General features: G+C 76.6%; 30 protein-coding genes. 11 read left to right on the top strand and 19 right to left on the bottom strand.

What is annotated here, in order from left to right:
• Nucleotides 1–6: 6 nt before the first annotated feature.
• Complete coding sequence (locus JIG38_RS14230) at nt 7–423, top strand: PaaI family thioesterase (RefSeq protein WP_199424487.1); 417 nt, start codon at nt 7–9, stop codon at nt 421–423.
• Here the strand turns inward: JIG38_RS14230 and JIG38_RS14225 are convergent.
• From JIG38_RS14225 to paaA, 6 genes are read right to left on the bottom strand one after another with little or no spacing between them, the layout of a single operon-like run.
• A complete protein-coding gene (locus JIG38_RS14225; RefSeq protein ID WP_199424486.1) occupies nt 401–1,180 on the bottom strand; it encodes an enoyl-CoA hydratase/isomerase family protein in 780 nt (259 codons plus the stop codon). The two genes, JIG38_RS14230 and JIG38_RS14225, sit on opposite strands and share 23 nt — an antisense overlap.
• Nucleotides 1,177–2,298 (bottom strand): 1,2-phenylacetyl-CoA epoxidase subunit PaaE, encoded by a 1,122-nt coding sequence (gene paaE, locus JIG38_RS14220; RefSeq protein ID WP_199424485.1) that lies wholly within the window; start codon nt 2,296–2,298, stop codon nt 1,177–1,179. The genes JIG38_RS14225 and paaE overlap by 4 nt, the downstream gene beginning before the upstream one ends.
• The gene (gene paaD, locus JIG38_RS14215) at nt 2,298–2,837 is read right to left on the bottom strand and encodes a 1,2-phenylacetyl-CoA epoxidase subunit PaaD (RefSeq protein ID WP_372419898.1); all 540 of its coding nucleotides are present in this window, start codon (nt 2,835–2,837) and stop codon (nt 2,298–2,300) included. The genes paaE and paaD overlap by 1 nt, the downstream gene beginning before the upstream one ends.
• On the bottom strand, nt 2,834–3,640 hold the full coding sequence (paaC, locus tag JIG38_RS14210; protein WP_199424483.1) for a 1,2-phenylacetyl-CoA epoxidase subunit PaaC: 807 nt from the start codon (nt 3,638–3,640) through the stop codon (nt 2,834–2,836). The genes paaD and paaC overlap by 4 nt, the downstream gene beginning before the upstream one ends.
• Nucleotides 3,637–3,984 carry a 1,2-phenylacetyl-CoA epoxidase subunit PaaB gene (gene paaB / locus JIG38_RS14205; RefSeq protein ID WP_199424482.1) on the bottom strand — a complete coding sequence of 116 codons (348 nt, stop codon included), beginning with the start codon at nt 3,982–3,984 and terminating at the stop codon, nt 3,637–3,639. Before paaB ends, paaC begins: the two co-directional genes overlap by 4 nt.
• A complete protein-coding gene (gene paaA / locus JIG38_RS14200) occupies nt 3,981–4,994 on the bottom strand; it encodes a 1,2-phenylacetyl-CoA epoxidase subunit PaaA (protein ID WP_199424481.1) in 1,014 nt (337 codons plus the stop codon). Before paaA ends, paaB begins: the two co-directional genes overlap by 4 nt.
• Nucleotides 4,995–5,077: 83 nt before the next feature.
• Between paaA and JIG38_RS14195 the strand changes: the two genes are divergently transcribed.
• Complete coding sequence (locus JIG38_RS14195) at nt 5,078–5,743, top strand: TetR/AcrR family transcriptional regulator (RefSeq protein WP_307844944.1); 666 nt, start codon at nt 5,078–5,080, stop codon at nt 5,741–5,743.
• 207 nt (nt 5,744–5,950) lie between these two features.
• On the opposite strand, the gene pcaF is transcribed toward JIG38_RS14195, so the two are convergent.
• Genes pcaF through pdhA form a run of 6 tightly spaced genes read right to left on the bottom strand, consistent with a single transcriptional unit; the run spans nt 5,951 to nt 12,795 of the window.
• Nucleotides 5,951–7,153 (bottom strand): 3-oxoadipyl-CoA thiolase, encoded by a 1,203-nt coding sequence (gene pcaF / locus JIG38_RS14190; RefSeq protein ID WP_199424480.1) that lies wholly within the window; start codon nt 7,151–7,153, stop codon nt 5,951–5,953.
• On the bottom strand, nt 7,146–7,715 hold the full coding sequence (paaI, locus tag JIG38_RS14185) for a hydroxyphenylacetyl-CoA thioesterase PaaI (RefSeq protein ID WP_307844943.1): 570 nt from the start codon (nt 7,713–7,715) through the stop codon (nt 7,146–7,148). The genes pcaF and paaI overlap by 8 nt, the downstream gene beginning before the upstream one ends.
• Complete coding sequence (locus tag JIG38_RS14180) at nt 7,705–9,339, bottom strand: 3-hydroxyacyl-CoA dehydrogenase (protein WP_199424479.1); 1,635 nt, start codon at nt 9,337–9,339, stop codon at nt 7,705–7,707. The genes paaI and JIG38_RS14180 overlap by 11 nt, the downstream gene beginning before the upstream one ends.
• Complete coding sequence (locus JIG38_RS14175) at nt 9,336–10,712, bottom strand: dihydrolipoamide acetyltransferase family protein (protein ID WP_199424478.1); 1,377 nt, start codon at nt 10,710–10,712, stop codon at nt 9,336–9,338. The genes JIG38_RS14180 and JIG38_RS14175 overlap by 4 nt, the downstream gene beginning before the upstream one ends.
• Nucleotides 10,709–11,689 carry an alpha-ketoacid dehydrogenase subunit beta gene (locus JIG38_RS14170; RefSeq protein WP_199424477.1) on the bottom strand — a complete coding sequence of 327 codons (981 nt, stop codon included), beginning with the start codon at nt 11,687–11,689 and terminating at the stop codon, nt 10,709–10,711. Before JIG38_RS14170 ends, JIG38_RS14175 begins: the two co-directional genes overlap by 4 nt.
• Nucleotides 11,686–12,795, bottom strand: a complete 1,110-nt coding sequence (gene pdhA / locus JIG38_RS14165; RefSeq protein WP_199424476.1) for a pyruvate dehydrogenase (acetyl-transferring) E1 component subunit alpha — start codon at nt 12,793–12,795, stop codon at nt 11,686–11,688. Before pdhA ends, JIG38_RS14170 begins: the two co-directional genes overlap by 4 nt.
• Before the next feature lie 157 nt (nt 12,796–12,952).
• Between pdhA and JIG38_RS14160 the strand changes: the two genes are divergently transcribed.
• The gene (locus JIG38_RS14160) at nt 12,953–13,414 is read left to right on the top strand and encodes an Lrp/AsnC family transcriptional regulator (RefSeq protein ID WP_199424475.1); all 462 of its coding nucleotides are present in this window, start codon (nt 12,953–12,955) and stop codon (nt 13,412–13,414) included.
• Nucleotides 13,415–13,432: 18 nt separating this feature from the next.
• Here JIG38_RS14160 and JIG38_RS14155 read toward each other — a convergent pair whose 3' ends face one another.
• The 3 genes from JIG38_RS14155 to JIG38_RS14145 all read right to left on the bottom strand — a co-directional run bounded on the left by JIG38_RS14155 (nt 13,433) and on the right by JIG38_RS14145 (nt 16,097).
• The gene (locus tag JIG38_RS14155; RefSeq protein ID WP_199424474.1) at nt 13,433–15,013 is read right to left on the bottom strand and encodes an alpha/beta fold hydrolase; all 1,581 of its coding nucleotides are present in this window, start codon (nt 15,011–15,013) and stop codon (nt 13,433–13,435) included.
• Nucleotides 15,014–15,047: 34 nt separating this feature from the next.
• Nucleotides 15,048–15,329 carry a 2TM domain-containing protein gene (locus tag JIG38_RS14150; RefSeq protein ID WP_199424473.1) on the bottom strand — a complete coding sequence of 94 codons (282 nt, stop codon included), beginning with the start codon at nt 15,327–15,329 and terminating at the stop codon, nt 15,048–15,050.
• A gap of 189 nt (nt 15,330–15,518) precedes the next feature.
• A complete protein-coding gene (locus JIG38_RS14145) occupies nt 15,519–16,097 on the bottom strand; it encodes a hypothetical protein (RefSeq protein WP_199424472.1) in 579 nt (192 codons plus the stop codon).
• Between the two features lie 245 nt (nt 16,098–16,342).
• Between JIG38_RS14145 and JIG38_RS14140 the strand changes: the two genes are divergently transcribed.
• On the top strand, nt 16,343–16,930 hold the full coding sequence (locus JIG38_RS14140; protein ID WP_199424471.1) for a Rieske (2Fe-2S) protein: 588 nt from the start codon (nt 16,343–16,345) through the stop codon (nt 16,928–16,930).
• On the opposite strand, the gene JIG38_RS14135 is transcribed toward JIG38_RS14140, so the two are convergent.
• Nucleotides 16,902–17,357 carry a hypothetical protein gene (locus tag JIG38_RS14135; protein ID WP_199424470.1) on the bottom strand — a complete coding sequence of 152 codons (456 nt, stop codon included), beginning with the start codon at nt 17,355–17,357 and terminating at the stop codon, nt 16,902–16,904. The two genes, JIG38_RS14140 and JIG38_RS14135, sit on opposite strands and share 29 nt — an antisense overlap.
• A 249-nt stretch (nt 17,358–17,606) precedes the next feature.
• Here JIG38_RS14135 and JIG38_RS14130 point away from each other — a divergent pair, with 249 nt between their 5' ends.
• The 3 genes from JIG38_RS14130 (at nt 17,607) to JIG38_RS14120 (ending at nt 19,627) form a co-directional block, all read left to right on the top strand.
• Complete coding sequence (locus tag JIG38_RS14130; RefSeq protein WP_307844942.1) at nt 17,607–18,122, top strand: sigma-70 family RNA polymerase sigma factor; 516 nt, start codon at nt 17,607–17,609, stop codon at nt 18,120–18,122.
• Entirely contained in the window at nt 18,119–18,880 is a 762-nt protein-coding gene (locus tag JIG38_RS14125) for a zf-HC2 domain-containing protein (RefSeq protein ID WP_199424469.1), read from the top strand. The genes JIG38_RS14130 and JIG38_RS14125 overlap by 4 nt, the downstream gene beginning before the upstream one ends.
• Nucleotides 18,881–19,120: 240 nt before the next feature.
• Nucleotides 19,121–19,627, top strand: coding sequence for a septum formation family protein (locus tag JIG38_RS14120; protein ID WP_199424468.1), 507 nt, complete (start codon nt 19,121–19,123; stop codon nt 19,625–19,627).
• Nucleotides 19,628–19,643: 16 nt separating this feature from the next.
• On the opposite strand, the gene trmB is transcribed toward JIG38_RS14120, so the two are convergent.
• Complete coding sequence (trmB, locus tag JIG38_RS14115) at nt 19,644–20,387, bottom strand: tRNA (guanosine(46)-N7)-methyltransferase TrmB (RefSeq protein ID WP_199424467.1); 744 nt, start codon at nt 20,385–20,387, stop codon at nt 19,644–19,646.
• A gap of 193 nt (nt 20,388–20,580) precedes the next feature.
• Between trmB and JIG38_RS14110 the strand changes: the two genes are divergently transcribed.
• On the top strand, nt 20,581–21,066 hold the full coding sequence (locus JIG38_RS14110; protein ID WP_199424466.1) for a septum formation family protein: 486 nt from the start codon (nt 20,581–20,583) through the stop codon (nt 21,064–21,066).
• Nucleotides 21,067–21,128: 62 nt separating this feature from the next.
• Here JIG38_RS14110 and JIG38_RS14105 read toward each other — a convergent pair whose 3' ends face one another.
• A complete protein-coding gene (locus JIG38_RS14105; protein ID WP_307844941.1) occupies nt 21,129–22,145 on the bottom strand; it encodes an alpha/beta hydrolase in 1,017 nt (338 codons plus the stop codon).
• Nucleotides 22,146–22,282: 137 nt separating this feature from the next.
• On the opposite strand from JIG38_RS14105, the gene JIG38_RS14100 reads away from it, so the two are divergent.
• Nucleotides 22,283–22,543, top strand: coding sequence for a hypothetical protein (locus JIG38_RS14100; protein WP_199424464.1), 261 nt, complete (start codon nt 22,283–22,285; stop codon nt 22,541–22,543).
• A 4-nt stretch (nt 22,544–22,547) separates the two neighbouring features.
• Here JIG38_RS14100 and JIG38_RS14095 read toward each other — a convergent pair whose 3' ends face one another.
• Nucleotides 22,548–23,519 carry a helix-turn-helix transcriptional regulator gene (locus JIG38_RS14095; RefSeq protein ID WP_199424463.1) on the bottom strand — a complete coding sequence of 324 codons (972 nt, stop codon included), beginning with the start codon at nt 23,517–23,519 and terminating at the stop codon, nt 22,548–22,550.
• 88 nt (nt 23,520–23,607) lie between these two features.
• Between JIG38_RS14095 and JIG38_RS14090 the strand changes: the two genes are divergently transcribed.
• Nucleotides 23,608–24,606 (top strand): ATP-binding cassette domain-containing protein, encoded by a 999-nt coding sequence (locus JIG38_RS14090; protein ID WP_199424462.1) that lies wholly within the window; start codon nt 23,608–23,610, stop codon nt 24,604–24,606.
• A gap of 65 nt (nt 24,607–24,671) precedes the next feature.
• Entirely contained in the window at nt 24,672–25,487 is an 816-nt protein-coding gene (locus JIG38_RS14085; RefSeq protein WP_199424461.1) for an ABC transporter permease, read from the top strand.
• Nucleotides 25,488–25,573: the final 86 nt, after the last annotated feature.

Raw genomic sequence — 25,573 nt, 5'->3', positions numbered from 1 at the left:
GCCCGGATGGACGACGACGACGTGCTGACGCGGGCTCATCCCGACCTCCGGCTGGGTGCCCTGGACGCCAAGATGGGGGTGCGGGTGCTCGAGGCGTCGCCCGAGCGTGTGGTCGCGACCATGCCCGTCGCGACCAACACGCAGTCGTTCGGCCTGCTGCACGGCGGCGCGATGGCGTGCCTCGCCGAGGCCGTGGGCTCGTGGGCCGCGGTCATCCACGCCGGCCCGGGGCGGACGGTCGTGGGCGTCGACGTGAACGCGACCCACCACCGCAGCGCGCGCGAGGGCGTCGTCACCGCGACCGCGCTGCCGCTGCACCGGGGCTCGCAGGCGGCGACGTACGAGGTCGTCATCCGCGACGAGCAGGACCGGCGCCTGTGCACCGCGCGCATGACGTCGCTCATCCTCGCGCCCCGGTCGTAGCGTCGCGCTCGCGGCGCCGGCGCTCGCGCTCGTCGAGGAACCGCGTCATGCGCTCGCGCTTGTCGTCGCTCTCGAAGAGCTCGGCCTGCGACTCGGCGTCGAGCGCGGTGGTGGCGGGGCGGTGCGCGCGCAGCGCGAGCTTGGTGAGCTCGAGCGCGCGCCACGACCGCGTCGCGATGCGCTCGGCGAGCCCGACGGCGGCGTCGAGCAGGGCGTCCGGCGCGTGGAGCGACGCGACGAGCCCGGCCGCGAGCGCGGCGTCGGCGTCGAGGACCTCGCCCGTGTAGAGCATGCGTCGCGCCATCGGCAGGCCCACGGCCTGGGGCAGGCGCCAGTGGGCTCCGGCGGCGGCGACGATGCCGAGCGCCGGCTCGGGCTGCGCGAACCGGGCCCGCGGCGAGGCGATCCTCAGGTCGCACGCGAGCGCGAGCTCGCAGCCACCGCCGAGCGCCGGCCCGTCGACGGCCGCGACGGTCGGCCACGGGTGGTGCTCGAGCGCGTCGAAGAGCGTCGCGTTGATCTGGCGGCGCGCGTCGTCGGCGTCGCGCTCGAGCAGCTCGGCGATGTCGGCGCCCGCCACGAACATGCCCGGCGTGGTCGAGTGGACGACGAGCACGCACGGCGCGGTGGCGGCGTCGCGGAGGACCGTGTGCAGCGCGTCGACCATGGCCTCGTCGAGCGCGTTGTGCTTGGCGGGCCGGTGCAGGCCGACGAGCAGCGCCGGGCCGCGCCGCTCGGTGACGACGACGTCGCTCACCGGTCGTAGTCCACGACGAGGCGGTCGGTGACGGGGTGCGACTGGCACGTGAGCACGACGCCGCGTGCGGTCTCCTCGGGCTCGAGCGCGTAGTTGGTGTCCATCTCGACCGCGCCCTCGACGACGCGCGCCCGGCACGTGCCGCACACGCCGTTCTTGCACGCGAAGGGGGCGTCGGGGCGCGCGGCGAGCGTCGCCTCGAGCACCGAGACGCCGTCGCGCGGCAGGCGGAAGGTCGTCGAGCGGCCGTCGAGCAGGACCGTCACCTCGGCGCCGTCCTGCGCGCTCTCGGTCGCCGGGCGGGCGCGGCGGGGTGCCGGCGCGTCCCCGACGTGGAAGAGCTCGCGGTGCACGTGGGCGGCGTCGACGCCCCGCTCGAGCAGCGCGCCGCGGACGGCGTCGGTGAGCAGCAGCGGGCCGCACAGGTACCACTCGTCGACGTCCTCCACCGGCAGGAGCGTGTCGAGGATGCGGTGCAGCCGCTCCACGTCGAGCCGGCCCGAGAGCAGCTCGACCTCCGACGCCTCCTCGTGCAGCACGTGGACGAGCTGGAAGCGGTCGGGGTAGGTGTCCTTGAGGTCCTCGAGCTCCTCGAGGAACATGATCGTCGCCGCCCGCCGGTTGACCAGGACGAGCGCCGCCGTGCTGGCCGGCTCGACCTCGAGCGCGGTCGCGAGGATGGACAGGACGGGCGTGATGCCCGAGCCCGCCGCGACCGCGACGTAGCGCCGCGCGCGGGTCGGGTCGAGGTCGGGCGAGAACGTGCCCGTCGGGGTCATGACCTCGAGCACGTCCCCCGGGGCGAGGTGCTCCGTGACGTAGGTCGAGAAGGCGCCGTCGGGCACGCGCTTGACGCCGATCCGCACGAGGTCGCCCGTCGCGGGCGCGCAGATCGAGTAGTTGCGGCGCACGTCGCCCGGGAGGGTCGGCGCCCGCACCGTGAGGTGCTGGCCGGCGCGGAAGCGGAACTCCTCGCGCAGGTCGGGCGGCACGTCGAACGTCACCGCGACGGCGTCGTCGGTGAGCCGGTCGACCGACGCGACGCGCAACGCGTGGAAGACGGCGTGCCGGCGCGGGGTCGCCCCGACGGGCACCGCGGTGTCCGTCGCCCCGGCCATCAGATCGCCTTGAACGCGTCGAAGGGCTCGGCGCAGTCGCGGCAGGCCCACAGGGCCTTGCACGGCGTCGAGCCGAAGCGGCTGATCTCGCGCGTGCGGGTCGAGCCGCACCGCGGGCAGCGCGCCGTGAGCGCGAGCGCGACGGGCGCGGTGCCCGCGCCGGCCGGCGCGTGGCACGCCCCGGGCGGCGCGATGCCGAACGCGAGGAGCTTGGCTCGGCCGGCGTCGCTCATCCAGTCGGTCGTCCACGCGGGCGCGAGCACGGTGCGCACGACGACGGGCTCGGCGCCCGCCGCGCGCAGGGCCGCCTCGACGTCGGCGGCGATGACCGCGGTCGCCGGGCAGCCCGTGTAGGTGGGCGTGAGCGTGACCTCGACGGTCCCGTCGGCGGCGACGTCGAGCCCGCGGACGATGCCGAGGTCGTCGAGGGTGAGGACCGGGATCTCCGGGTCCGGGACGGCGCCCGCGACCGCGCGCAGGCGGTCGACGTCCGCGCGGGTCGCGGCGGCCGGCGCGGCGGGGCGGTCGGTGAGGGTCACCACGTCGCCCCCGGGTGCGCGCGGTGCAGGTGCTGCATCTCCGGCAGCAGGTGGCCGAGGTGCTCGCTGTGCAGGCCGGCGCGGCCGCCGCGCGCGTGCCACGTCGGCGCCGGGACGTCGAGCGTGGCGTCGGCGAGGACGCCCTCGACGTACGCGGTCCACGCGGGCCGCAGCGACGCGGGGTCGACGGCGACGTCCGGCAGCGCCTCCACGGCGAGGTCGGTCGCGAACAGCTCGTCGACGTACGGCCAGACGCGCTCGAGGCCCGCCTGCATGCGCACGTGCGCCTCGGGCGTGCCGTCGCCGAGGCGCAGCACCCACTGGGTCGCGTGGTCGCGGTGGTAGCGGACCTCCTTGACGGCCTTGCCGGCGAGCGCGGCGAGCGTCGGGTCGGCGCTCGCGACCAGCGCGGCGTAGAGCTCGCACTGGTAGGCCGAGAAGACGAGCTGGCGGGCCATGGTCACCGCGAAGTCGCCGTTCGGGACCTCGACGAGCGTGACGTTGCGGAACTCGCGCTCGTCGCGCAGGTAGGTGAGCGCGTCCTCGTCGCGGCCGCGGCCCTCGACGTCGCCCGCATACGTGAGCAGCGTGCGGGCCTGGCCGAGCAGGTCGAGCGCGATGTTGCCGAGGGCGATGTCCTCCTCGATCTGCGGCGCGCGCGTGATCCACTCGCCGAGGCGCTGGGCCAGGACGAGCGCGTCGTCGCCCAGCCCCAGCGCGTAGGCGACGAGCGGTTGCTGCGCCTCGTGCCCGGAGAAGGCGGGCGACGTCGTGCGGCTCGGGCCGGCGACCTCGGCGCTCACAGGTGCTCGACCCCCTCGGGCACCTCGTAGAACGTCGGGTGCCGGTAGGCCTTGTCCATCGCGGGGTCGAAGAAGGGGTCCTTCTCGTCCGGGCTCGACGCGACGACGTCGCTCGACCGGACGACCCAGATCGACACGCCCTCGCCCCGGCGCGTGTAGACGTCGCGCGCGTTGCGCAGCGCCATCGCGGCGTCGGGCGCGTGCAGGCTGCCCGCGTGCTGGTGCGACAGGCCGCGCCGCGCGCGCACGAAGACCTCCCACAGCGGCCAGCCGTGGGGCGTGCGGGGTGCTGGGGGCGCCACGGGCGTCACGGTGGGTGCGGAGGTGGGGCGGGCGTCGGTCATGCCGCGGCCCCCTCGGCGCCGGCGGGCGACCGGACGGCGTCGTGCGCGTGCTTGGCGGCGTAGGCCATGGCCGACTCGCGCACCCACGCGCCCTCCTCGTGCGCGGTACGGCGGCGCTCCATGCGCTGCGCGTTGCACGGGCCGTCACCGCGGATGACGCGGTCGAGCTCGGACCAGTCGATCGCGCCGAAGCGCCAGTGGCCGGACGCCTCGTCCCAGCGCAGGTCCGGGTCGGGCAGCGTGAGGCCGAGCACCTGCGCCTGCGGGACGATCATGTCGACGAAGCGCTGGCGCAGGTCGTCGTTGCTGAAGCGCTTGATGCCCCAGGCCATCGACTGCGCCGAGTGCGGGGAGTCGGCGTCGGGCGGGCCGAACATCATGAGCGACGGCCACCAGAACCGGTCGACGGCGTCCTGCGCCATGGCCTTCTGCGCGGGGGTGCCGTGCGCGAGGGTGTGCAGGATCTCGAAGCCCTGGCGCTGGTGGAAGGACTCCTCCTTGCAGATGCGCACCATCGCGCGGCCGTACGGGCCGTAGGAGCAGCGGCACAGCGGCACCTGGTTCGTGATCGCCGCGCCGTCGACGAGCCAGCCGATCGCGCCCATGTCCGCCCAGGTCAGCGTGGGGTAGTTGAAGATGCTCGAGTACTTCTGGCGGCCCGTGTGGAGCAGGTCGAGGAGGTCCTCGCGGTCGACGCCGAGCGTCTCCGCGGCCGCGTACAGGTAGAGCCCGTGGCCGGCCTCGTCCTGGACCTTGGCGAGGAGGATCGCCTTGCGGCGCAGGCTCGGCGCGCGCGTGATCCAGTTGCCCTCGGGCTGCATGCCGATGATCTCGGAGTGCGCGTGCTGGGCGATCTGGCGGACGAGCGTCTTCCGGTAGCCCTCGGGCATCCAGTCGCGCGGCTCGACCCGCTGCTCGTCGGCGACCATCGCGTCGAAGCGCGCGAGCAGCTCGTCCTCGAGCCCGGGCTCGCGCTCGGCGGCCGTGGCAGGGCCGGGCTGTGCGGTCATCGTCGACCTCCGTCTGCGGGACCAAGGTCCCTCGACATTTCCTGAACGAACGTTCGTTATTCATCGTAGGGCAGACTGGGGGCGTGTCAACGCCGCCCGGACCGCTCGCGCCGCCGGTGGCCGCGGGACCGTCCCGCCCCGTCGGCCGGCCCGCGCGCTACACGCAGGACGACCTCGTCGCGGTCGTCGCCCGCGTCTTCATCGAGCGCGGCTACGAGGCCGCGAGCATGGCCGACCTGGCGCGCGCGAGCGGGCTGACCAAGTCGGCGTTCTACCACCACGTCAGCGGCAAGGAGGAGCTCCTCCGGCTCGCCACGAACCGCGCCCTCGACGCGCTCGACGGCGTCTTCGAGGAGGTCGACGACGTCGCCGGCGGGCCCGTGGACCGGCTCGAGCTCGTGCTGCGGCGCACGACGGAGATCCTCGTGGCCGAGCTGCCCTACGTGACCCTGCTGCTGCGCGTGCGCGGGAACACCGCCGTCGAGCGCGAGGTGGTCGAGCGCCGGCGGGCCGTCGACGCGCGGCTCGCCGAGCTCGTCCGCGACGCCATGGACGCGGGCGACATCCGCGACGACGTCGACCCGAGGCTCGTCACGCGCCTGCTGTTCGGCATGGTCAACTCGGTGACCGAGTGGTACCGCCCCGACCACCACGCGCCCGACGGCGACCGCGGCGGCCACGGGCGGGGCGACGTCGTCCGCGCCGTCGTCGAGCTCGCCATGGACGGCCTCCGCGCCCGCCGCACCTGACCCGCCCGTCGCACCTGCCGCCGGCACCGCCAGGACGTGCGGCGCACGGTGCCGACGGGGCTGGTGGGGCAGGTGTGGCCGCAGGTGACGTCACTCCGGACCCCCGCGCCCCGTGCGCCGCACGTCGCCACGGAAGGCCGGGCACGCCGCGGGCGGGCGCCCCTGGGTAGAGGCGGGCGTGCAGGGCGTCGACGGGGGGCGGGCTGCTCAGGGGGTCTCGAGGAGCAGCGCGACGCCCTGGCCGACGCCGACGCACATCGTGACCAGCGCGCGGTGGCCCGGGCCGAGGTCCGCGAGGCTCAGCGCGGCCGACAGCGCGAGCCGCGCGCCGCTCATCCCGAGCGGGTGGCCGAGCGCGATGGCGCCCCCGTGCGGGTTGACGTGCGCGGCGTCGTCGGGGAGCCCGAGCGTGCGCAGGACGGCGAGCGCCTGGGCCGCGAAGGCCTCGTTGAGCTCGACGACGTCGACGTCGGCCAGGTCGAGGCCCGCCCGGCCGAGCAGGCGCCGCGTCGCGGGCACGGGCCCGAGGCCCATCGTCCGCGGCGGCACCCCCGCCGCCGCCAGGCCGCCGACCCGCGCGAGCGGTTCGAGGCCGTACCGCTCGACGGCGGCCTGCGACGCGACGAGCACCGCGCACGCGCCGTCGTTGATGCCGGACGCGTTGCCCGCGGTGACCGTCCCGCCGCCTTCGAGCGGCCGGAGGCGCGCGAGCGCCTCGAGCGACGTCGCGCGCGGGTGCTCGTCCGTGTCGACCAGCGTCTCCTCGCCCCGCGGGCCCGGGACGGGCACGGCGACGATCTCGCGCGCGAGGCGGCCGCTCGCGACCGCCGCCGCCGCGCGGTCCTGCGAGCGGAGCGCGAAGGCGTCCTGGTCCTCGCGGGAGATGCCCAGCTCGCGCGCGAGGTTCTCGGCCGTCTCGGGCATGGTGTCCGTGCCGTGGAGGGCGCGCAGGCGCGGGTTGACGAAGCGCCAGCCCATCGTGGTGTCGTAGACCTCCGCGGTGCGCGCCCACGCCGACGTGGCCTTGGGCATGACGAACGGCGCGCGGCTCATGCTCTCGACGCCGCCCGCGAGCACCAGGTCGGCGTCGCCCGCGCGGACCGCCCGCGCCGCGCCGCCGACGGCCTCGAGCCCGGACCCGCAGAGCCGGTTGGTGGTCACGCCCGGCGCCTCGACGGGCAGGCCGGCGAGCAGCGCCGCCATGCGCGCCACGTTCCGGTTGTCCTCGCCCGCCTGGTTGGCGCAGCCCAGGACGACGTCGTCCAGCGCGCCCCAGTCGACGTCGGGCAGCCGCTCGGTGACGGTGCGCAGGACGTGCGCCGCGAGGTCGTCGGGGCGCACGGGCGCGAGCGCGCCGCCGTACCGGCCGATCGGCGTGCGCGCCCCGGCGACGAGGTAGGCCTCAGGCACCGGGGTCCGTCCCGCCTGCCGGGAGGTCCGCGGCCTCGTCGGCCGTCCCGTCCGCGCGGAGCATCGGCCGGCCCAGCGCCCGGCTGCGTCCCCGGTACTCGGCCACGACGTCGCCCGCACCCGTCGCCCCGCCCACCCGCGTGAGCGTCACGTCGTAGACGCCGCTGCGCCCCCGCCGGACGCGCTCGACGGCGACGGCGACCAGCTCGTCCCCGAGGTGCGCGGGCGCGGTGAAGACGATGTCGAACCCCGCGGCGACCGTGACGTCGTCGTAGGTGTTGCACGCGAACGCGAAGGCGCTGTCGGCGAGGACCGCGAGGTAGCCGCCGTGGCACGTGCCGTGGCCGTTGACCATCTCCGCCGTGACCCGCATCGAGAGCGTCGCCCGGCCGGGGGCGACGTCGTCGATCCGCATGCCGAGCCGCCGGCTGGCGAGGTCCGCGGACCACATCGCGTCGGCGCAGCGCCGCGCGAGGTCGCGGGCGTCCGTCGCGCCGGCGTCGGCGAGGTCGGGGGCGGCCGGCGTCGGGTCCGCCCGGTCGGGCGTGAGGTCAGTGGTCACGCAGCGTCCCTCCCGTCGTCGCGGCCCGGCGCAGCGTGCGCGAGACCCGGTAGCGCGGGTCGCCCGTCGCGGCGCCGACCGCGTCGAGCACCGCGGCCACGCGCGCGGGCCCGAGCCGGTCCCCCCACTCGAGCGGGCCGAGCGGGTACCCGGCGCCGAGGCGCATGGCGACGTCGACGTCGGCCGCGGCCGCCACGCCGGCCTCCACGACGACCGCGGCCTCGTCGACGAGCATCGCGACGGTGCGGGCCACGAGCAGGCCGGGCCGGTCCGGCAGCACGGTCACCGCCGCGCCCGTCGCGCGCAGGAGTCCGACGGCGGCGTCGAGCAGCTCGCGCGGGCAGCCCGGGGACGCGGCGACGGCGAAGCGGTCGGCGGCGGCCGCGTCGAGCGCGAGGTCGAGCACGACGACCGGGCACCCGGCCGCCGCCGCGTGGTCCGCCGCGGTCCGGCCGTCCGTCGGGACGAGGAGCCCGCCGGGCAGCTCGGCCGACGCCTCGCACACGCGCGCGGGCGGGCCGCCCGTCGCCGACCCGAGCGCGCCGTCCGGTCCCGGCCGGCGGTCGAGCGCGCCGTCGACCAGCACGGCCACGCCCGCCTCCTCGGCCCGCTGCCACAGCGACGTCCAGGGCCCCCAGGCCCCGCGGACGACCACCTTCTCCGGCGCGGGCGGCGTGCCCGGGGCGTCGGTCGCGGGCGCGGGGCCCTGGTCCGCGTCCCGGGCCCCGTCGCCGTGCGCGAAGAAGCCCTGGCCCGTCTTGCGGCCCAGGCTCCCCGCGGCGACGAGCGCCTCCTGCACGGGCGACGGCGCGTAGCGCGCGTCGGGCCCGAGCCGCTCCCACACCGACCGGGTCGCGGCGAGGTTGACGTCCTGGCCGATGAGGTCGGTGAGCTCGAGCGGGCCCATCCGGAACCCGCCCGACCCGCGCAGCACGGCGTCGACGGTCGCCGCGTCGAGCCCGTCCTCGAGCGCGAGCAGCGCCTCTCCGTAGAACGGCCGCGCGACACGGTTGACCACGAACCCGGGCGTCGACGCGACGCGCACGGGCGTCTTGCCCCACGCGCGCGCGACCTCGGCCACGCGCGCCGCGACCGCGGGGTCCGTCGCGTCGCCCTGGACCACCTCGACGAGCCGCATGACCGGCGCCGGGTTGAAGAAGTGCATGCCGACGACGCGACCCGGGTGGCGCAGGCCCGCGGCGACGTCGTCGACCGACAGCGAGGACGTGTTGGTCGCGAGCACGCACGACGGCGCGACGACGTCCTCGAGGGTCGCGAACAGCCGGCGCTTGACGTCGAGCCGCTCGACGGCCGCCTCGACCACGAGCGCGCACCCGGCGAGGTCGTGCACGGACCTCGCCGCGACGAGCGCCTCGCGCGCGGCCACCGCCCGGTCAGGGTCGAGGCGCCCGCGCTCGGTGAGGCGCTGCAGCGCGCGGCCCACCTGGCCGACGGCGGCCTCCGCGCGGCCCGGCGCCGCGTCGAGCAGCACCACACGGTGCCCGGCGAGCGCCGCGACCTGCGCGATGCCCGCGCCCATGGTGCCCGCGCCCACGACGCCGACCGGCGCGCCGGACGGCGGCGCGGAGCGGCGCGCCGGGGCCGGGGCGGGGGCGGCGGTCACAGGTCCGCCGCGTCCAGGAGGGCCGACGTCGGCTGCTCGACCGCGTCCGCGACGAAGCGCAGGAAGCCGCCGGCCGTGCCGCCGTCGCACACGCGGTGGTCGAAGACGAGGGACAGCTGGGCGATCGTGCGCACCGCGACCTCCCCGTCGACCACCCACGGCCGGGGCAGCAGGCGACCGATCCCGAGGATCGCGACCTCGGGGTGGTTGATGATCGCGGCGCTCCCGTCGACCCCGAGCACGCCGTAGTTGTTGAGCGTGAACGAGCCGCCGGCGAGGTCCGCCGTCGTCGCGCGGCCCTCGCGGGCCGCCGTCGTGAGCCGGCGGATCTCGGCGTCGAGCGCGCGCGTGCGCAGCGCGTGGGCACCGTGGACCACGGGCACGAGCAGACCGCGGTCGGTCTGCGCCGCGATGCCGAGGTTGACGCCCTCGAGGTGGACGATCTCCTCGCCCTCCACGTCCACGCGCGCGTTGAGCTCGGGGAACCGCGCGAGCCCCGCGACGACGAAGCGGCCGAGGATCGCGAGCAGGCCCGGCGCCGGGCGGTCGGGCGTGGCCAGCTCGGCACGCAGGGCCACGAGGCGCGTCGCGTCGACGTCGACCCAGGTCGTGGCCTCGGGGATCTCCTGGCGGCTGCGCGTCAGGCGTGTCGTCACGGCCTTGCGCACGCCGCGGAGCGGCACGCGGCGCGCGATCGCGAGGCCGGTGCGCTCGTCGCGCACGACGTCGGGTCGGGGCGAGGCCGCGAGCTCGGTGCCGGCGGGCGCCGTGCCCGGCCCGTCCGGCGTCGCGGGTCCGACCGTCCCGGGCGCCGGCTCGACTGCCGTCGGCGCCGTGCCGCGCACGGCCCGCTCGACGTCGGCCCGGACCACGAGGCCGTCGGGCCCGCTGCCCACGAGGGTGCGCAGGTCGACGCCGTGCGTCCGCGCCAGCGACCGCACGACGGGCGACGCGACGGCGACGGGCCCGGGGTGCGTCGGCGACGCAGTGACGGGCGTGACGGGCGCGGGCTCGGGGTCGCGGTGCTCGCGCAGCGCCGCCGCGCGCCGCAGCGCACGGCGGCCCGACCCGGTCACCGGTGCGTCGGACGTCCCGTACCCGATGAGCACGTTCCCCGACCCGGACGCCGCAGGCTCCGCCGCCTCGACCGTGACGAACGGCGCCCCGACCGCGACGACGTCGCCGGCCTCGGCGTGCAGCCCCGCGACGACGCCCGCGAAGGGGCAGGGCACCTCGACCATCGCCTTGGCCGTCTCGACCTCGGCCACGGGCGCGTCGACGGCGACGGTGTCGCCCACGCGCACGAGCCACCGGACGAGCTCGGCGTCCTCGAGTCCCTCGCCCAGGTCGGGGAGCGTGAAGACCTGCGTCACGCCGCGTCCCACTGGAGCTCGTCGACGGTGTCGAGCACCCGGTTCACCGACGGCAGGTGGTGGCGCTCGAGCTTGGGCGGGGGGAAGGGGATGTCGAAGCCGGTCACCCGGCGCACGGGCGCGGCCAGGTGGTGGAAGCACTGCTCGGTCACGCGCGCGACGATCTCGGACGCCACGGACGCGAAGCCCGACGCCTCGGCCACGACGACCGCGCGACCGGTCGCGCGCACCGCCGCGCACACCGTCTCGTCGTCGAACGGCACGATCGAGCGCAGGTCGACGACGGCCAGGCTGCGGCCCTCGCGCTCGGCCTGCTCCGCGGCCGCGAGCGCGACCGGCACCGCCGGACCGTAGGCGACGAGCGTCGCGTCCGTGCCCTCGCGCCGCACGACCGCGCGGCCGATGGGCGGCACGGCGGCCGTGACGTCGACCTCCTCCTTGGTGAAGTACTGGCGCTTGGGCTCGAAGAAGATCACCGGGTCGGGGCTCGCGATCGCGGCGCGCAGCAGCCCGTAGGCGTCCTCGTTGGTCGCGGGCGTCACCACCGTGAGGCCGGGCGTGTGCGCGTAGTACGCCTCGGACGAGTCGCAGTGGTGCTCGACGCCGCCGATGCCGCCGCCGTAGGGCACGCGCACGACGACGGGCAGGCGCACCTGGCCGTGCGTGCGGTTCCCCATCTTGGCGAGGTGGCTGACGACCTGCTCGAACGCGGGGTACGCGAACGCGTCGAACTGCATCTCGACCACGGGACGCAGGCCGTTCATCGCCATGCCGATCGCCATGCCGACGATCCCGGACTCCGCGAGCGGGGTGTCGAAGCACCGCGCGTCGCCGAACTCCGCGCTGAGGCCGTCGGTCACGCGGAAGACGCCGCCGAGGGGGCCGACGTCCTCGCCGAGCACGACGACGCCCGGGTCCTGCGCCATCGCGTCGCGCAGCGCCGCGTTGAGCGCGCCCACCATCGTCAGCTTGGTCATCGGTCCGCTCCCTCCGCGGCGAGCTCCTCGCGGAGCAGGTCCCGCTGCGCCCGCAGCTGCGGGGTCATCGCGCTGTAGACGTGGTCGAACAGGTCGTCCGGGCTCGGGCCGGGCCCGCCCGAGACGCCGTCGCGGATGCTCGCCGCGAGCTCCTCGGCCTCCGCGGCGACCGCGGCCTCCGCGGCGTCGTCGAGCGCGCCGCGGGCGCGCAGGTAGGCGCGGACCCGGGTGATCGGGTCGCGCGCGCGCCAGGCCTCGACCTCGTCGTCGGAGCGGTAGCGGGACGGGTCGTCGGCGTTGGTGTGCGCCGCGACGCGGTAGGTGTCGGCCTCGACGAGCACCGGGCCGCCCCCGGCCGCGGCGTGCGCGACGGCCGCGTCGAGCACCGCCCCGAGGGCGGCGACGTCGTTGCCGTCGACGAGCACGGCCGGCACCCCGTACCCCACGCCCTTGTGCGCGAGCGACGGCGCCGCCGTCTGCCGCGAGAGGGGGACGGAGATCGCGTACTTGTTGTTCTGGACGAGGAAGACGACGGGGCAGCGGAAGACGGCGGCGAAGTTCAGCGCCTCGTGGAAGTCGCCCTCGCTCGTCGCGCCGTCCCCGCACAGGGCGAGCGCGACCTCGTCGAGCCCGCGCAGGCGCGCCGCGTGCGCGACGCCGACGGCGTGCAGCAGCTGGGTGGCGAGCGGCGTCGTCTGCGGCGCGACGTGGTGCGCCACGGGGTCGTACGCGCAGTGCCGGTCGCCCTTGAGCCACGTGAGGATCTCGACGGGGTCGACGCCGCGGCCCATGACCGCGACCGTGTCCCGGTAGGTCGGGAACAGCCAGTCACCCGGGCGCAGCGCCGCCGCGGCCGCGACCTGGCACGCCTCCTGGCCGTGCGAGGAGGGGTAGACCGCGAGGCGGCCCTGGCGGGTCAGCGCGCTCGCCTGGTCGTTGACGCGCCGGCCGAGGACCATCGCGCGGTGGCGCTCGCGCAGGACGTCGTCGGACGGCATCGCCCAGCGCTCGGAGGGGACGGGCGAGCCGTCGGGGTCGAGCAGCCGGACGGTGTCGAGCACCGTCTCCAGCGGCCCCGGGGGACGGGCGTCCACGGGCGTCGACATCGAGCACCTCCACGCTGAGAGCCTGTGCTGATGATGGACCTCCGTGACCGATCTGGTCGCGGCGTGCGCCGAACGCCTGACAAGCGGCTGCTGGGACCTAGGTCCTGGGTACAGTCTGTGCAGCGGCCCACGGGCCGCGCGTGCCTGAGGAGGACACATGGACGGCGTCGTCCTGGACGAGACGGACCGGCGGATCCTGCACGAGCTCACGGTCGACGGCCGGATCTCGGTGCGCGCGCTCGCCGAGAAGGTCAACGTGTCCCGGGGGCACGCGTACAGCCGGATCGAGCGGCTGCGCGAGACCGGGGTGCTCGAGGGCTTCACCGCCGTGGTCAACCCCCTGCGCAGCGGGCTGGGCACCTCGGCCTACGTGACCCTCACCGTGCGGCAGAACTCCTGGCGCGACCTCACCGAGCGCCTGCGGCACGTGCCCGAGGTCAAGCACATGGCGCTGGTCGGCGGCAGCGACGCCGACGTCATGCTCCTCGTGCGGACGCGCGACAACGAGTCGCTGCGCCGCGTCGTGCTCGACGTCCTCCAGGGCATCCCGGGCGTGCTCGCGACGCACACGCTCCTCATCTTCGAGGACCTGGAGAACCGCGCGTTCGAGGAGGCCTGACCCCGCCGGCTCCGGGCGTCAGCCCTCGAGGTCGGCGACGAAGGCGGCCAGCAGGTCCGCGAAGCGACCCGGCTCGTCGAGGTGCGGCGTGTGCCCGCCGCGCTCGAAGGTCACGACGGTGACCTCGGGCGCCTCGAGGCCTGCGGCCCACTCGCGGGCGAGCACGTCCCGCCCGGGTGCCTCGTGCGCCCCCTGGACCAGCAGCACGGGGACCTCGAGCCGCCGCACCTGGGTGCGGAAGTCGATCTCCTGGAGCTGCGGGTACACGAGCGCGAACGTGTCGATGAGCGCCGCGGCCGAGCGCACCTGCTCGGTGAGGGTGTACTCGGCGACGAGCAGGTTGGCGGGGTAGGCGGAGCGCCAGTCGTGGTCGGGGCCGGACGCGTAGTCCTGCCACTCGGGGTTCGAGGCGATCGCGACGGGGTACAGGAGGGCGTCGTCGTAGGGCGGCTCGCCGATCTCCCGCAGCCGGGCCGCGAAGGCGTCGTCGCCCACGCGCTCGGCGTACGCGAGGGACTCGGCCCACATGAGGCGGTCGGTCTCCTGCTGGTCGACCATCTGCCCGGCGCCGACGTAGGCCAGGAACAGGTCGGGCCGGCTCTGCGCCGCGAGCACGCCGAGCGTCGTGCCCCACGAGCTGCCGACGAGCAGCACGCGCTCCTCGTCGAACCGGCCCGTGAGGTACTCGGCCACCTCGGCGGTGTCCGCGACGAGCTGCTCGACCGTGAGGGTCGCCGCGGGCTCGCGCACGTCGGCCGACCGGCCGGTCCCGCGCTGGTCCCACGTGGCCACCACGAAGTGCTCCTCGAGCGGCTCGCCCGCGTACCGCATCGAGCCGAGCGCGGTGCCGCCCGGTCCGCCCTCGAGGAACAGCAGGACGGGCGCGTCGACGTCGCGGCCGCGGATCATGAGGGACTGGTCGTGCCCGCCGACGGGCACGGTGACGAGCTCCGCGACGCTCCCGGGCACGACGTCGCCGTCGGCGTCCGTGATCGGCTCGGTCGTCGCGGGCCGGACGAGCGCCGCGACGAGGAGCACGACGACGGCCGTGGGCACCGCGAGGCGCGCACCGCGCGCGACGGTCCGGAGCGACGTCGCCGCGGTCGGGTCGGGGCGGGCGTGGCCGCGGCGCGCCACCCACGCGCCCCACGCCGCGCCGACGGCGAGCGGCAGGAGGACGACGACGGCGTCGAACCCGCGGCCCGTGACGAACGCGGCGGCCGCGTACACGCCGTCGAACCGGGGGGCGTCGACCGTCGGGCCCACGGCGTCCACGCGCACGACCTCGGTCACCGCGGCCCAGAGCAGCGGGGCGGCGAGCACCGTCCACCGCGTCGTGCCCAGGGCGCCGGCGACGACGCCGACCGTGACCGCGACGCCGAGCGCCGCGAGGGACTGCCCGCTCGTCATCGGGCCGCGCGGCAGGACCGTCGCGACGGCGCCCGCGGCGAGGAGGACGAGGACGGCGGCGGCGACCCGGCGCGCGCCGGGCCCGGTGCGGGCGGGCCCGCCGCCGCCGTGGCCGGTGCCGGGGTCGTCGGCGCCGCGCGCGCGGTCGCCCGGGAGCGCGGTCGCCCGCGCGGTCGGGGCCGTCGCCATCGTCGCCCTCCCGGGTGCTCCGCCTCGCCTCGGCTCAGCGCCGGCGGAGCCGCTCCATCTCGGCCTCGACCTGGCGCTCCGTCGGCTCCGGCGCGTACACGTCCCACACGTGGAACGCGACGCCGATGCCCCAGCCGAGGATCGGGAACACGGGCCAGAAGAACGTGCCGCCCGTCATCACCCAGACGACGACGAGCGAGAGGTTGACGGTCGCGTACGCCAGCAGGTGCTGCGCGAGGCCGCGGCGGGCGAGGAGGCGGCGTCGTGCTGCCGCTCGCAGGTCCTCCTCGACGACGGGACCCAGGTGCTCGCTCATGCCGACGCTCCCTCCGTGCCCGGACGGGGCGGAGGGCGCCGACGGTCCCGGCGTGGTGGCGTGGGGTGCCACTGCCCGTTCCGTCCCGATCCGGCACCTCGAGCGTCCACCCGGGCGTCAGGGCGGGCGAGGGTCCAAGGTCCCCGGCCGCAGCGGCCGGTCGACCTCCTTGAGGGTGCGGTCGCGGGGTCAGTCCGAGCCGAGGCGCACGAGACGGGAGAGGCGTCCCTTGGGGCGGGGGAGAGGCGCGCCCGAGCCCTCGACCGCGGTGACGACCGGCAGCTCGTCGGGCGTGCAGGGCTCCCGCTCGCCGGCGTCGGACGAGCTCTCGGCGAGCTCCCGGGCGGCGCCGACGACGGTCGCGACAGCGCTGAGCGCCGCGTCGGACGCGTGCGCCCGCCGCTCGGCGTCCGTGAGCGCGGCCTGGGTCAGGGCGAGCTCCGCCCGCGTCTCGGCCAGCTCGGCCTCGAGGGCGGCGACCGCGTCGGTGTGCGCGCCGGTGAGGCGGACGAGCTCGGCGTCGTGCTCCGCGCGCAGACGTGCGATCTCGCCGTCCCGCTGCGACACGACCGCGGCGAGGCGGTCCGCCTCGGCCGCGCGACCGGTCAGCGACTCGAGGCGCGCGGCGAGGCCGACGTCCTCGAACGCCTGACGCACGGCGACCAGCCGCGTCTCGCGCTCGGACTCGCGCAGGTCGTCCCACGCCTTGCCGAGCAGGCGCTCGTAGCGCACGCGCTCGATGCTCTCGGCGATGTCGTCTGTACTCACCCTGAGGTCATCGGTGCGCCCTGCCGGAGGTTGAGCGCGGGGACGGGTGATGCCGACGACGTTCACCCTTCCGGTCCCGGTGAACCGTCCGGGCCCCCGCTCCGTATCACCGGACGACGGGCGGCCGACGGCGTCCCATCCGCGACCGTCCTCGCGACGAACCACGACCTGCACGACGCACGACCGGCACGACCCACGACCAGCACGACCCACGACCAGCGAGGGTCCGACGAGAGGGGCAGGGCATGGCGCACACGACGGGGACCAGCACGACCGCGACGGCGACGGACGACCGCACGGACGAGCGCATCGACGACCGCGCGGAGGCGCGCACGGACGACCGCACGGGCGCCGCCGGGCGCCGCGCGGCAGCGGGCACCCCGCGCCGCCTCTTCCTGGGCGGGGCGGTCGCCGTCGTCGGCGCGGGCGCGCTCGCGGCGTGCGCGCCCTCCGGCGGCACCGGCGGCACGGGCGGCACCGACGGCACCGACGGCCCCGAGACCGGCTCCGCGGGCGACGGGGGCGGGGACGCCGCGGCCGCGACGGGCCTCGTCGCGCTCGCGGACGTGCCGGTGGGCGGCGCCGTCACGGCGACGACGAGCGGCGGCGACGCGGTCCTCGTGACCCAGCCGACCGAGGGCACGGTCCGCTGCTTCAGCTCGGTGTGCACGCACCAGGGCTGCGCGGTGTCGCCCGGCGAGGGCACGCTCGCGTGCCCCTGCCACGGCTCGGTGTTCGACCTCGACACGGGCGAGCCGCTCGAGGGCCCGGCGCCCCGGGCCCTCGACACGGTCGCCGTGGAGGTCAGGGACGGGCAGGTCGTGGAGGCGTGAGACCGCCGATGCGCTCGTCGCGGGCGGGGGAGGTGCCGGTCCGCCGGCGCAGCCCCCGCTCCGCGGCGAGCACGACGACGCCGAGCACCACCGCGGCGGACTCCGAGACGAGCGAGAGCGTGGCGGGGGTCCCGCCACCCGCCTCCTGCACGCCGAGGAACCCGACCGTGAGCGCCATGACGTACGCGCCGAGCGTCGCGAGGCCGAACCCGACGGCCGCGAGCGGCGGCAGCCAGTGGTCCCACAGCAGCAGCGCGAGGGCGACGACGACGCCGCCCACGAACGTCGCGAGGAACCCCGGCCCCAGGACGGGGTGCGCGCTCAGCCCGAGGGCCCACAGGTCGAGGTGGACCACCGCGGAGAGCAGCACCGCGGCCGCGGCGAGCCCGCGGGCGGCGTTGCCGATGGTCCGTCGTCGTACGTCCATGCTCGTCACCCTCTCGTGGTGCGGACCCCGGTCGGGGACCTGCGGCGCGCGCCCGGCGGTGCCCGTCGAGCCCCGGTCGTGCGCCCCGTCACCCCTAGGCACGTCGTGGGGACCGCTCTGGTTCACTGGTCGGGCAGATCCGTCCCGACGTCCCGCCCCGAGCGCGAGGTGCGGCATGCCCCTGACCACCCCGGCCGACGTCGCCCGAGCGGGCGCGCGTCGCGTCGCCGCGCCGACCGGTGGCGCGCCGTGACCGTGAGCTCGACCGACCTCATGATCGCGCTGCACGGCGAGCACGCGAGGGCGCTGTGGGGCTACGTCCTGCGCCTCGTGGGCGGCGACCGCGCGCACGCCGAGGACGTGGTCCAGGAGACGCTGCTGCGCGCGTGGCGCTCGCCGCGCGTCCTCGAGGGGGCGACCGGCGCGACGCGCGCCTGGTTGTTCACGGTCGCACGGCACCTGGTCATCGACGAGTGGCGCTCGGGCCGGTCGCGGCGCGAGGTCCTCGCCGACGAGGTCCCCGAGCCGCGCGAGCCGGACGCGTCGCGCACCGACGAGATGCTCGAGGGCTGGCTCGTCGCCGACGCCCTGTCGCGCCTGTCCGTGGAGCACCGCCAGGTGATCCTCCTGTGCTACTACCGCGGCCGCTCCGTCGCGGAGGCCGCCCGGCAGCTCGGTGTCCCGGAGGGCACCGTGAAGTCCCGCATCCACTACGCGCTGCGCTCGCTCCGGCTCGTGCTGCAGGAGATGGGGGTGACCCGGTGACCGGGTCCGTGAGCCACGACCGCTGGGCCGGCGACGTCGGCGCCTACGTGCTCGGTGCGCTCGAGGCGCGCGAGCGCCTCGCGTTCGAGGAGCACCTGCGCGCGTGCCCGGCGTGCCGCGAGGCCGTCGACGAGGTGGCGGTCCTGCCCGCGCTGCTCGACCGCGTGCCGGGCGAGCTCGTGGGCGACGTCGCGGTGGGCGCGGGCCTGCCCGACGAGGCGTTCCGCGTCGTCGACGAGCCGCCGACGGTCCTGCTCGCGGACCTGCTGCGCGTCGCGCGGCGGGAGGAGGCCGTGCGCCGACGGCGGCGCTGGGTCGCGAGCGGGCTGGCCGCGGCGGCCGTCGTCGTGCTCGCGATCGTGCTGCCGGGCAGCCCCGTCCCGGTCCCGTGGCGGCCGGCCGCGACGACCGCACCGGTGGTGAGCGAGGCGATCGAGCTGAGCCCGGTGGTCGAGAGCCCGGTCACGGCGACCGTGCGCCTCGACGACGTCGCCTGGGGCACCCGGATCGAGCTGGTCTGCCGGCACGCGGGAGGCGGCGACCCCGCCGGGGGCCCCTACGGCGAGCCCGGGCCCGCCCCCGGCTACGCGCTCGTCGTGCTCGCCGCCGACGGCGGGAGCGAGGAGGTCGCGACCTGGGGCGCCGTGGCCGACCGCGAGGTGAGCGTCCCCGCGTCGACGCTGCTCCGCCGCGCCGACATCGTCCGGGTCGAGCTGCGCGCCGCCGACGGGACGGTCCTGCTCGCCGCGACGACGTAGCGGCCCGCGCCGACCTCGCCGCCTGTGTCGACTCACCCCCCTGTGCCGCCCCCACCTCCGGTGCCGCCTCACCCGCGCGTGCCTGCGCCGACCTCACCCCCCGGTCCGCCCGAACGGCCCTCGTCGCGGTGCCGGTCGGGGCACTAGCGTGCGGCGCGGCCCGGCGCCCGCCGGTCGCACGCGTGGTCGGAGCAGGGGGCAGTGATGGGTACGGCACGTCTGGTCGGTGGGTTGAGGACGGTGACCGCGGTCACCGTGGGCGCCTCGGTGGCGCTCGCGCTCGGTGGGTGCTCGGTGATCGGGGACGCCCTCGCGGGTGACGCGGCGCAGCCCGTGCGGGACGCCAGCGGCGTGATCACCGAGGAGGGCGACGTCGACGCGATGGCCCTGCGGATCGGCGACTGCCTCACGCTCGACTGGGAGGACCCGGACGCCGAGACCGTCGAGGTCTGGACCGTCCACGTCACCCCGTGCAAGGCGGCGCACGAGAGCGAGGCCTACGCCGCGACCTCCGTCGCCGGCGACTCCTACCCGGGCGAGGACGCCGTCCTCGACCAGTCGGAGGACTTCTGCATGAGCGAGTTCGCGTCCTTCGTCGGCATGGAGTGGGAGAGCTCGGAGCTCGACTTCACCTACCTGTACCCGACGGTCGAGTCGTGGAAGCAGCTCGACGACCGGGAGATCCTCTGCATCGCGAACGACCCCGCGGGCGGCGTCGTCGGGAGCCTCGCGCAGGCGCAGCGCTGAGCCGGGCGCGACCCGCTCAGCGCGGGTCGCGCGCGACGCGGCGCACGACGACGTCCGCGACCTCGTGCCCGAGCGCGAGGCCGCGGCGCTCGAAGTGCGTCGTCGGGCGGTGCGCGGGGCGCGGGGCGAACCCGTCGTGGAGGTTCTCGAGCTCGGGGTCGGCCGTGAGCGTCGCGAGCATGACCTCCGCGTAGGGCGCCCAGTCCGTCGCGCAGTGCAGCACGCCGCCGGGCACGAGGCGCGAGCGCAGGAGCGCGACGTGCGCGGGAGCGATGATCCGGCGCTTGTGGTGGCGCGCCTTGGGCCACGGGTCGGGGAAGAAGACGTGCACGGCGTCGAGGGAGGCCTCGGGCACGCGGCGGCGCAGGAGCTCGAGCGCGTCGCCGTGCGCGACCCGGACGTTGGTGACGCCGCCCGCCTCGAGGAGCAGCAGGAGGTTCGCGACGCCGGGCAGGTGCGCCTCGACCGCGAGGTAGTCGCGGTCGGGGTCCGCCGCGGCCATCGCCGCGACGGCCTCGCCCATGCCCGAGCCGATCTCGACGACGAGCGGGGCGTCGCGACCGAAGAGCGCGGGCCGGTCGAGCGCGCCGTCGGCCGTGAGGGGGGCCGCGGCGTCGTCGTGCACCGAGAAGCCAAGACGCGGCCACAGGTGCTCGAGCGCGTCCCGGCGGGCAGGGCCGAGCGGCGAGCGCCGCGGGTGGAAGGTGCGCAGCGGGCCGTGGGGCGTGGGCGCGCCGAACGAGAAGTCGGGGTCGGGCATCGGTCCTCCGGGTGGGGCAGCCACGGTACCGGGGGGCGCCCGCCGGGCCCTGCGGGCCGGGCGTCGCGCCGCGGGGGGATCCCGTCGTCGGCCCGACGCCGGCCGGTCGTGGGCACGACACCGCGGTGTCGTCGTTGATCAGTACCATCGCGCCGCCGGGCGCACGGGCGCCTGCCGACCCGAGGGGAACCCCATGCGCATCACACGGACGTCCGCCGCCTGTCTCGCGGCGGGCGCGCTCGCTCTCACGCTCACGGCCTGCGGGCCCCAGGCCGCCGAGCGCGACGCCGAGACCGGCGAGATCACCGAGGCCACCGACGCCGACGTCTTCAGCATCAAGGTCGGCGACTGCATCAGCTCGGCCGAGCTCGGCACCGAGGTCGAGACGGTCCCGACCGTGCCGTGCGACGAGCCGCACGACACCGAGATCTACGCCTCGACCTTCCTGCCCGACGGCGAGTACCCCGGGGACGAGGAGATCGTCGAGCTCGCGAACGCGTACTGCCTGCCTGCGTTCGAGACGTTCATCGGGCTCGACTACGACAGCTCCGAGATCTACTACCAGCCGCTCACGCCGAGCCAGATGAGCTGGGACGAGGCCGACGACCGCGAGGTCCTGTGCCTCGCCGTCGACGAGGCCGGCGGCATCACGGGGACGCTCGAGGGCGCCAACCGCTGAGCGACCCCCGACGTCCGACGCCCCGGCCACCGCACGGTGCCGGGGCGTCGGTGCGTCCGGGGTCAGTCCTCGGGCAGGCGCTCGCGCAGGAAGGCGGCGACCGCGTCGAGGTACGCCCGGCGCGCGGGCCCGGGGGACAGGGCGAGGTCGTGGATCCCGCCGGGGACCTGGACCACGGTGACGTCGGGCCCGAGCCGCGGCGCGCGCTCGAGGATCTGCTCGACGGCCAGCACGCTGTCGGTGCGGTCGAGCGCGTCGTGGAACCGGTCGTGGGGGCCGGTCGCGTCGCTCGTGCACACCAGCACGGGCACGTCGACCGCGAGGCCGCGGGCGACGGCGCGGTGGCCGCGCCGGACCGTCCGGATCCACCCGGCGCGCACGCCGAAGCCGCGGTGCGGCTTCCAGGTGAGGTCGTAGTCCCACGGCCCGCCCGTGTCGCGGTGCAGCGCCTCGCCGTAGTGGTGCGCGATCTGCCCGACGACGAGCCGCGGCGCCACGCGCCCCACGACGTCGAGCGCGCGCGTCTTCAGGACCCGGTCGACCCACCCGCGGTTGAGGTCGAACCACGGGCTGTTGAGCACGAGCGCGTCGACCGTCCCGCGGCCGCGCCGCGCGTGCGCCCAGAGGGCCATGAGCAGGCCGCCGGTCGAGTGCCCGTGCCCGACGAGGACGCTGTGCCCGGCCGCGCGCAGCACGCCCGCGGCGAGGTCGAGCTCCTCGGCGTGGGTCGCGAGGTCCGTCGTGTAGTCGGGGATCTGGTGCGGCAGGTGCGAGCGGCCGTACGCGCGCAGGTCGAGCGCGTAGAAGCTGTACCCCAGGTCCTCCCACGCCTCGCCGAGGTGCCGCTGGAAGAAGTAGTCGACGTAGCCGTGCACGTAGAGCACCGCCCGGTCGTGCCGCGGGCCGCGGCGGCGCACGAGCGTGGCGACGGCCTCGCCCTGCTCGTCCGGCCGCAGCGGGAGCGTCAGCGCCTCCCAGTCCTCGCCGAGCACGTCGGTGCGCCAGCGGCCGTCCACCGCCGCGGTGGGTCCGGGTGCGGGGCTCGCGGGCTCGGCGGTGGGCTGCGGCGTCGTCGTCACGCCGCCCATCCTGGCCCGCGGTGTCGGCGACGTCACGTCGCCGCGGGCGCGTCCGGGGCCGAAGGTCCTCTCAGATCCGGGCCCGGAGTGCCGACGCTAGAGGGGAGACGACGCTCGCACCGCGAAGGACACCCGAGATGACCGCCACCCTGGACGCCCCGACCACCGACCGCCCCGTCGGCACCCCCGGCTTCCCGGTGACCGTCCACGGCACGGACCCGGTCACGGGCCACCCCGGGACCTGGCGCGTCGACCGCGACGGCGCCTCGGGTGGCTGCCGCGTCGAGTGGGCCTTCGGCCACCTCACCAACCCCGCGGTGTGGATGCAGGCCACCAAGGTCGTCGAGGTCGTGCCCGAGGCCTACGCGCTCGGCCTCCTGGAGCGCGTCACGCGCTGAGCCCTCACCCGTCGTCGCGGGCCGCCCGCGCGTAGCGGTCCGCGAGCTCGCGCGCCGCCGCGCGCAGCTCGGGCGGCCCGACGACGTCGACGTCGCACCCGAACAGGCCGAGCCACGCCGCGAGGCCGGTCCACGACCACGAGCCCGAGACGACGCGGCACCGCCCCGGACCGAGCGGCTCGACGACGCCCTGGCTGCCCGCCCAGCGCGCGATGTCCGCGGCCTCGGCGTGCACCACGGCCTCGCCGGTGCAGGGCCAGCGCGGACCCGCGAACCGCGCCGCGACCCAGGCGCCGACGTCGTCGCCCGGCAGCGCGCGCGGCGCGAAGCGTGACCCGGTGGGGGAGCGCGGTTCCATGCGGTCGACGCGGAAGGTGCGCCAGTCGCCGCGCTCGAGGTCCCACGCGACGAGGTACCAGCGTCCGGCCCAGGTGACGAGGTGGTGCGGCTCGGCCCGGCGCGGCGGGCCGACGGCACCCGGGTCCACGGCGGCGTCCGGCGCGCGGTAGTCGAACCGCAGCACCTCACGGGCGCGCACCGCCGTCCCCACGGCGAGCAGCCGGTCCGCGTCGACGGCCGTGCGGCGGGGACGGGTCACGGCGGTGACCTGGAGCGCGTCGACGCGCCCGCGCAGGCGGGCGGGCATGACCTGCCGCACGGTCGTCAGCGCCCGCAGCGCGGCCTCGTCGAGGCCGTCGACGCCGGTCGACGCCGTCTGGAGCGCGACGGCGACGGCCACCGCCTGCTCGTCGTCGAGCAGCAGCGGCGGCATGGACGTGCCGGCCGCGAGCCGGTAGCCGCCGTCGGGCCCCTTGGTCGCGAGCACCGGGTACCCGAGGTCGCGCAGGCGGTCGACGTCGCGCCGGACGGTGCGGGCGCTCACGCCCAGGCGTTCCGCGAGCGTGCCGCCGGGCCAGTCGCGGCGAGCCTGGAGCAGCGACAGGAGGCTGAGGAGGCGCGCGGGCGGTGACGTCATGCCCCGATTCTGCTCCCGGTGGCGGACAGGATCTGACCGCTACCCCGAGGACGGTGGAGGAGTACCGACCACCCAGCGAGGAGCAGACATGATCCGGACCCGCGGGCTCACGAAGGACTTCCCCGTGAGCCGCTCGCAGACCGTCCACGCCGTCCGCGGCATCGACCTCGACATCGCCCCCGGCGAGCTCGTCGCCGTGCTGGGCCCCAACGGCGCCGGCAAGACGACGACGATGCGCATGCTGACGAGCCTCGTCCGGCCCACCTCGGGCACGGCCGAGGTCGCGGGCTTCGACGTCGTGCGGCAGCCCGCGCACGTGCGCCGGCACATCGGCTACGTCGGTCAGGGCAACGGCGCGGGGCACCAGCAGCGCGCGGCCGACGAGCTCACCACCCAGGGCCGCATCTACGGCATGGACCGCGCCGCGGCCCGTCGCCGGGCGGGCGAGCTCCTCGAGGCGCTCGACCTGACCGACCTGGCGTCCCGCAAGGTGTCCGAGCTGTCGGGCGGCCAGCGGCGGCGGCTCGACGTCGCGCTCGGACTCGTGCACGCGCCCGAGCTGCTCTTCCTCGACGAGCCGACCACGGGCCTGGACCCGCACAACCGCGCGAACCTGTGGGACCACGTCACGCGCCTGCGCGGCGAGCACGCGATGACCATCGTGCTCACCACCCACTACCTCGACGAGGCCGACACCATGGCCGAGCGCGTCGTCGTCGTCGACCACGGGCGGGTGATCGCGGACGACACCCCCGAGGCGCTCAAGCGCGACCTCGCGGGCGACGCCCTCGTCCTCGACGCGGCCACGCCGGGCGACGCGGCTCGGCTCGCGGCGCTCGTGGACCGGCTCCCGGGCGCGCGCGACGTCGTCGTCGACGGCCCCCGGGTGAGCGCGCGCGTCGCCTCGGGAGCGACGGCGGCCGTCGAGGTGGTCCGCGCGGCGGACCGTGCCCACGTGCCGGTCCTCGGCGCCCGCTCGACCACGCCGACGCTCGACGACGTCTTCCTCGCCCTCACCGGGCGCAGCCTGCGCGAGGGTCCCGGGGCGCCGGACGCCCCGACCGCTGCCGCCGACGCCGCCGCATGAGCACCCCGACCCGGACCCAGGACCACGTCAGCCCGGGCGCTGCCCGCCGACCCGAAGGACGCACCATGACCACGCCGACCCTCACCGCCACGACCGCGGTCGCCCCGCCCCTGCGCGCGCACTGGCTGCGCGACGTCGCCCTCGTCACCGTGCGCGAGCTGCGCCCCGTGGTGCGCGAGCCGTTCGGCCTCGTCTTCGGGCTGGTGCAGCCGCTCGTCTTCCTCGGCCTGTTCGGACCGCTCCTCGCGGGCTCGACGCAGGCGGCGGGCGGACCCGTCGGCGCCGACGTGTGGCAGTGGTTCGTCCCGGCGATCCTCGTCATGACGACGCTGTTCGGGACGTCGACGACCGGCTCGAACCTGCAGTTCGAGATGCAGACCGGGGCGCACGAGCGCCTGCTCGTCACGCCGCTCGCGCGGTCGGCGCAGCTCGTGGGCCGCTCGCTCAAGGAGATGGTGCCCGTCGTCGCGCAGTCGCTCCTCGTCGTCGCCGTCATGCTGCCGTTCGGGTTCGACGTCGACCCCGTCGGCGGGCCGCTCGGGCTGCTGCTCCTCGCGCTCCTCGGCGTCGGGCTGGGGTCGCTCAGCTACGCGCTCGCGATCGCGGTGCGGACGCAGGAGTGGATGTTCTGGATGGTCCAGCAGACCGTGCTGTTCCCCGCGCTCATCCTCTCGGGGATGCTCCTGCCGCTCGACGCCGGCCCGCGCTGGATGCAGGTCGCGGCGTCGGTCAACCCCGTCGCGTACGTCGTCGACGCGGAGCGCGCGCTGTTCGCGGGCGACCTCGGGACGACGGCGGTCCAGGGCTTCGTCGCCGCGTTCGCGACGGCCGCCGTCGGCCTCGCGGTGGGCATCCGCACCATCGTCCGCAGCGCGGACTGACGCGGCTCCCCCACCCCGGGCGGGGGGGGGGGGGGGGGGGGGGGGGCGGGGGGGGGGGGGGGGCGCCCGCGCCGGCCGCGCGCCGC

This window comes from Actinotalea solisilvae (assembly GCF_016464425.1).
In the GTDB taxonomy this organism is placed as follows: domain Bacteria; phylum Actinomycetota; class Actinomycetes; order Actinomycetales; family Cellulomonadaceae; genus Actinotalea; species Actinotalea solisilvae.
This window is presented reverse-complemented; position numbering and strand designations above follow the sequence as displayed.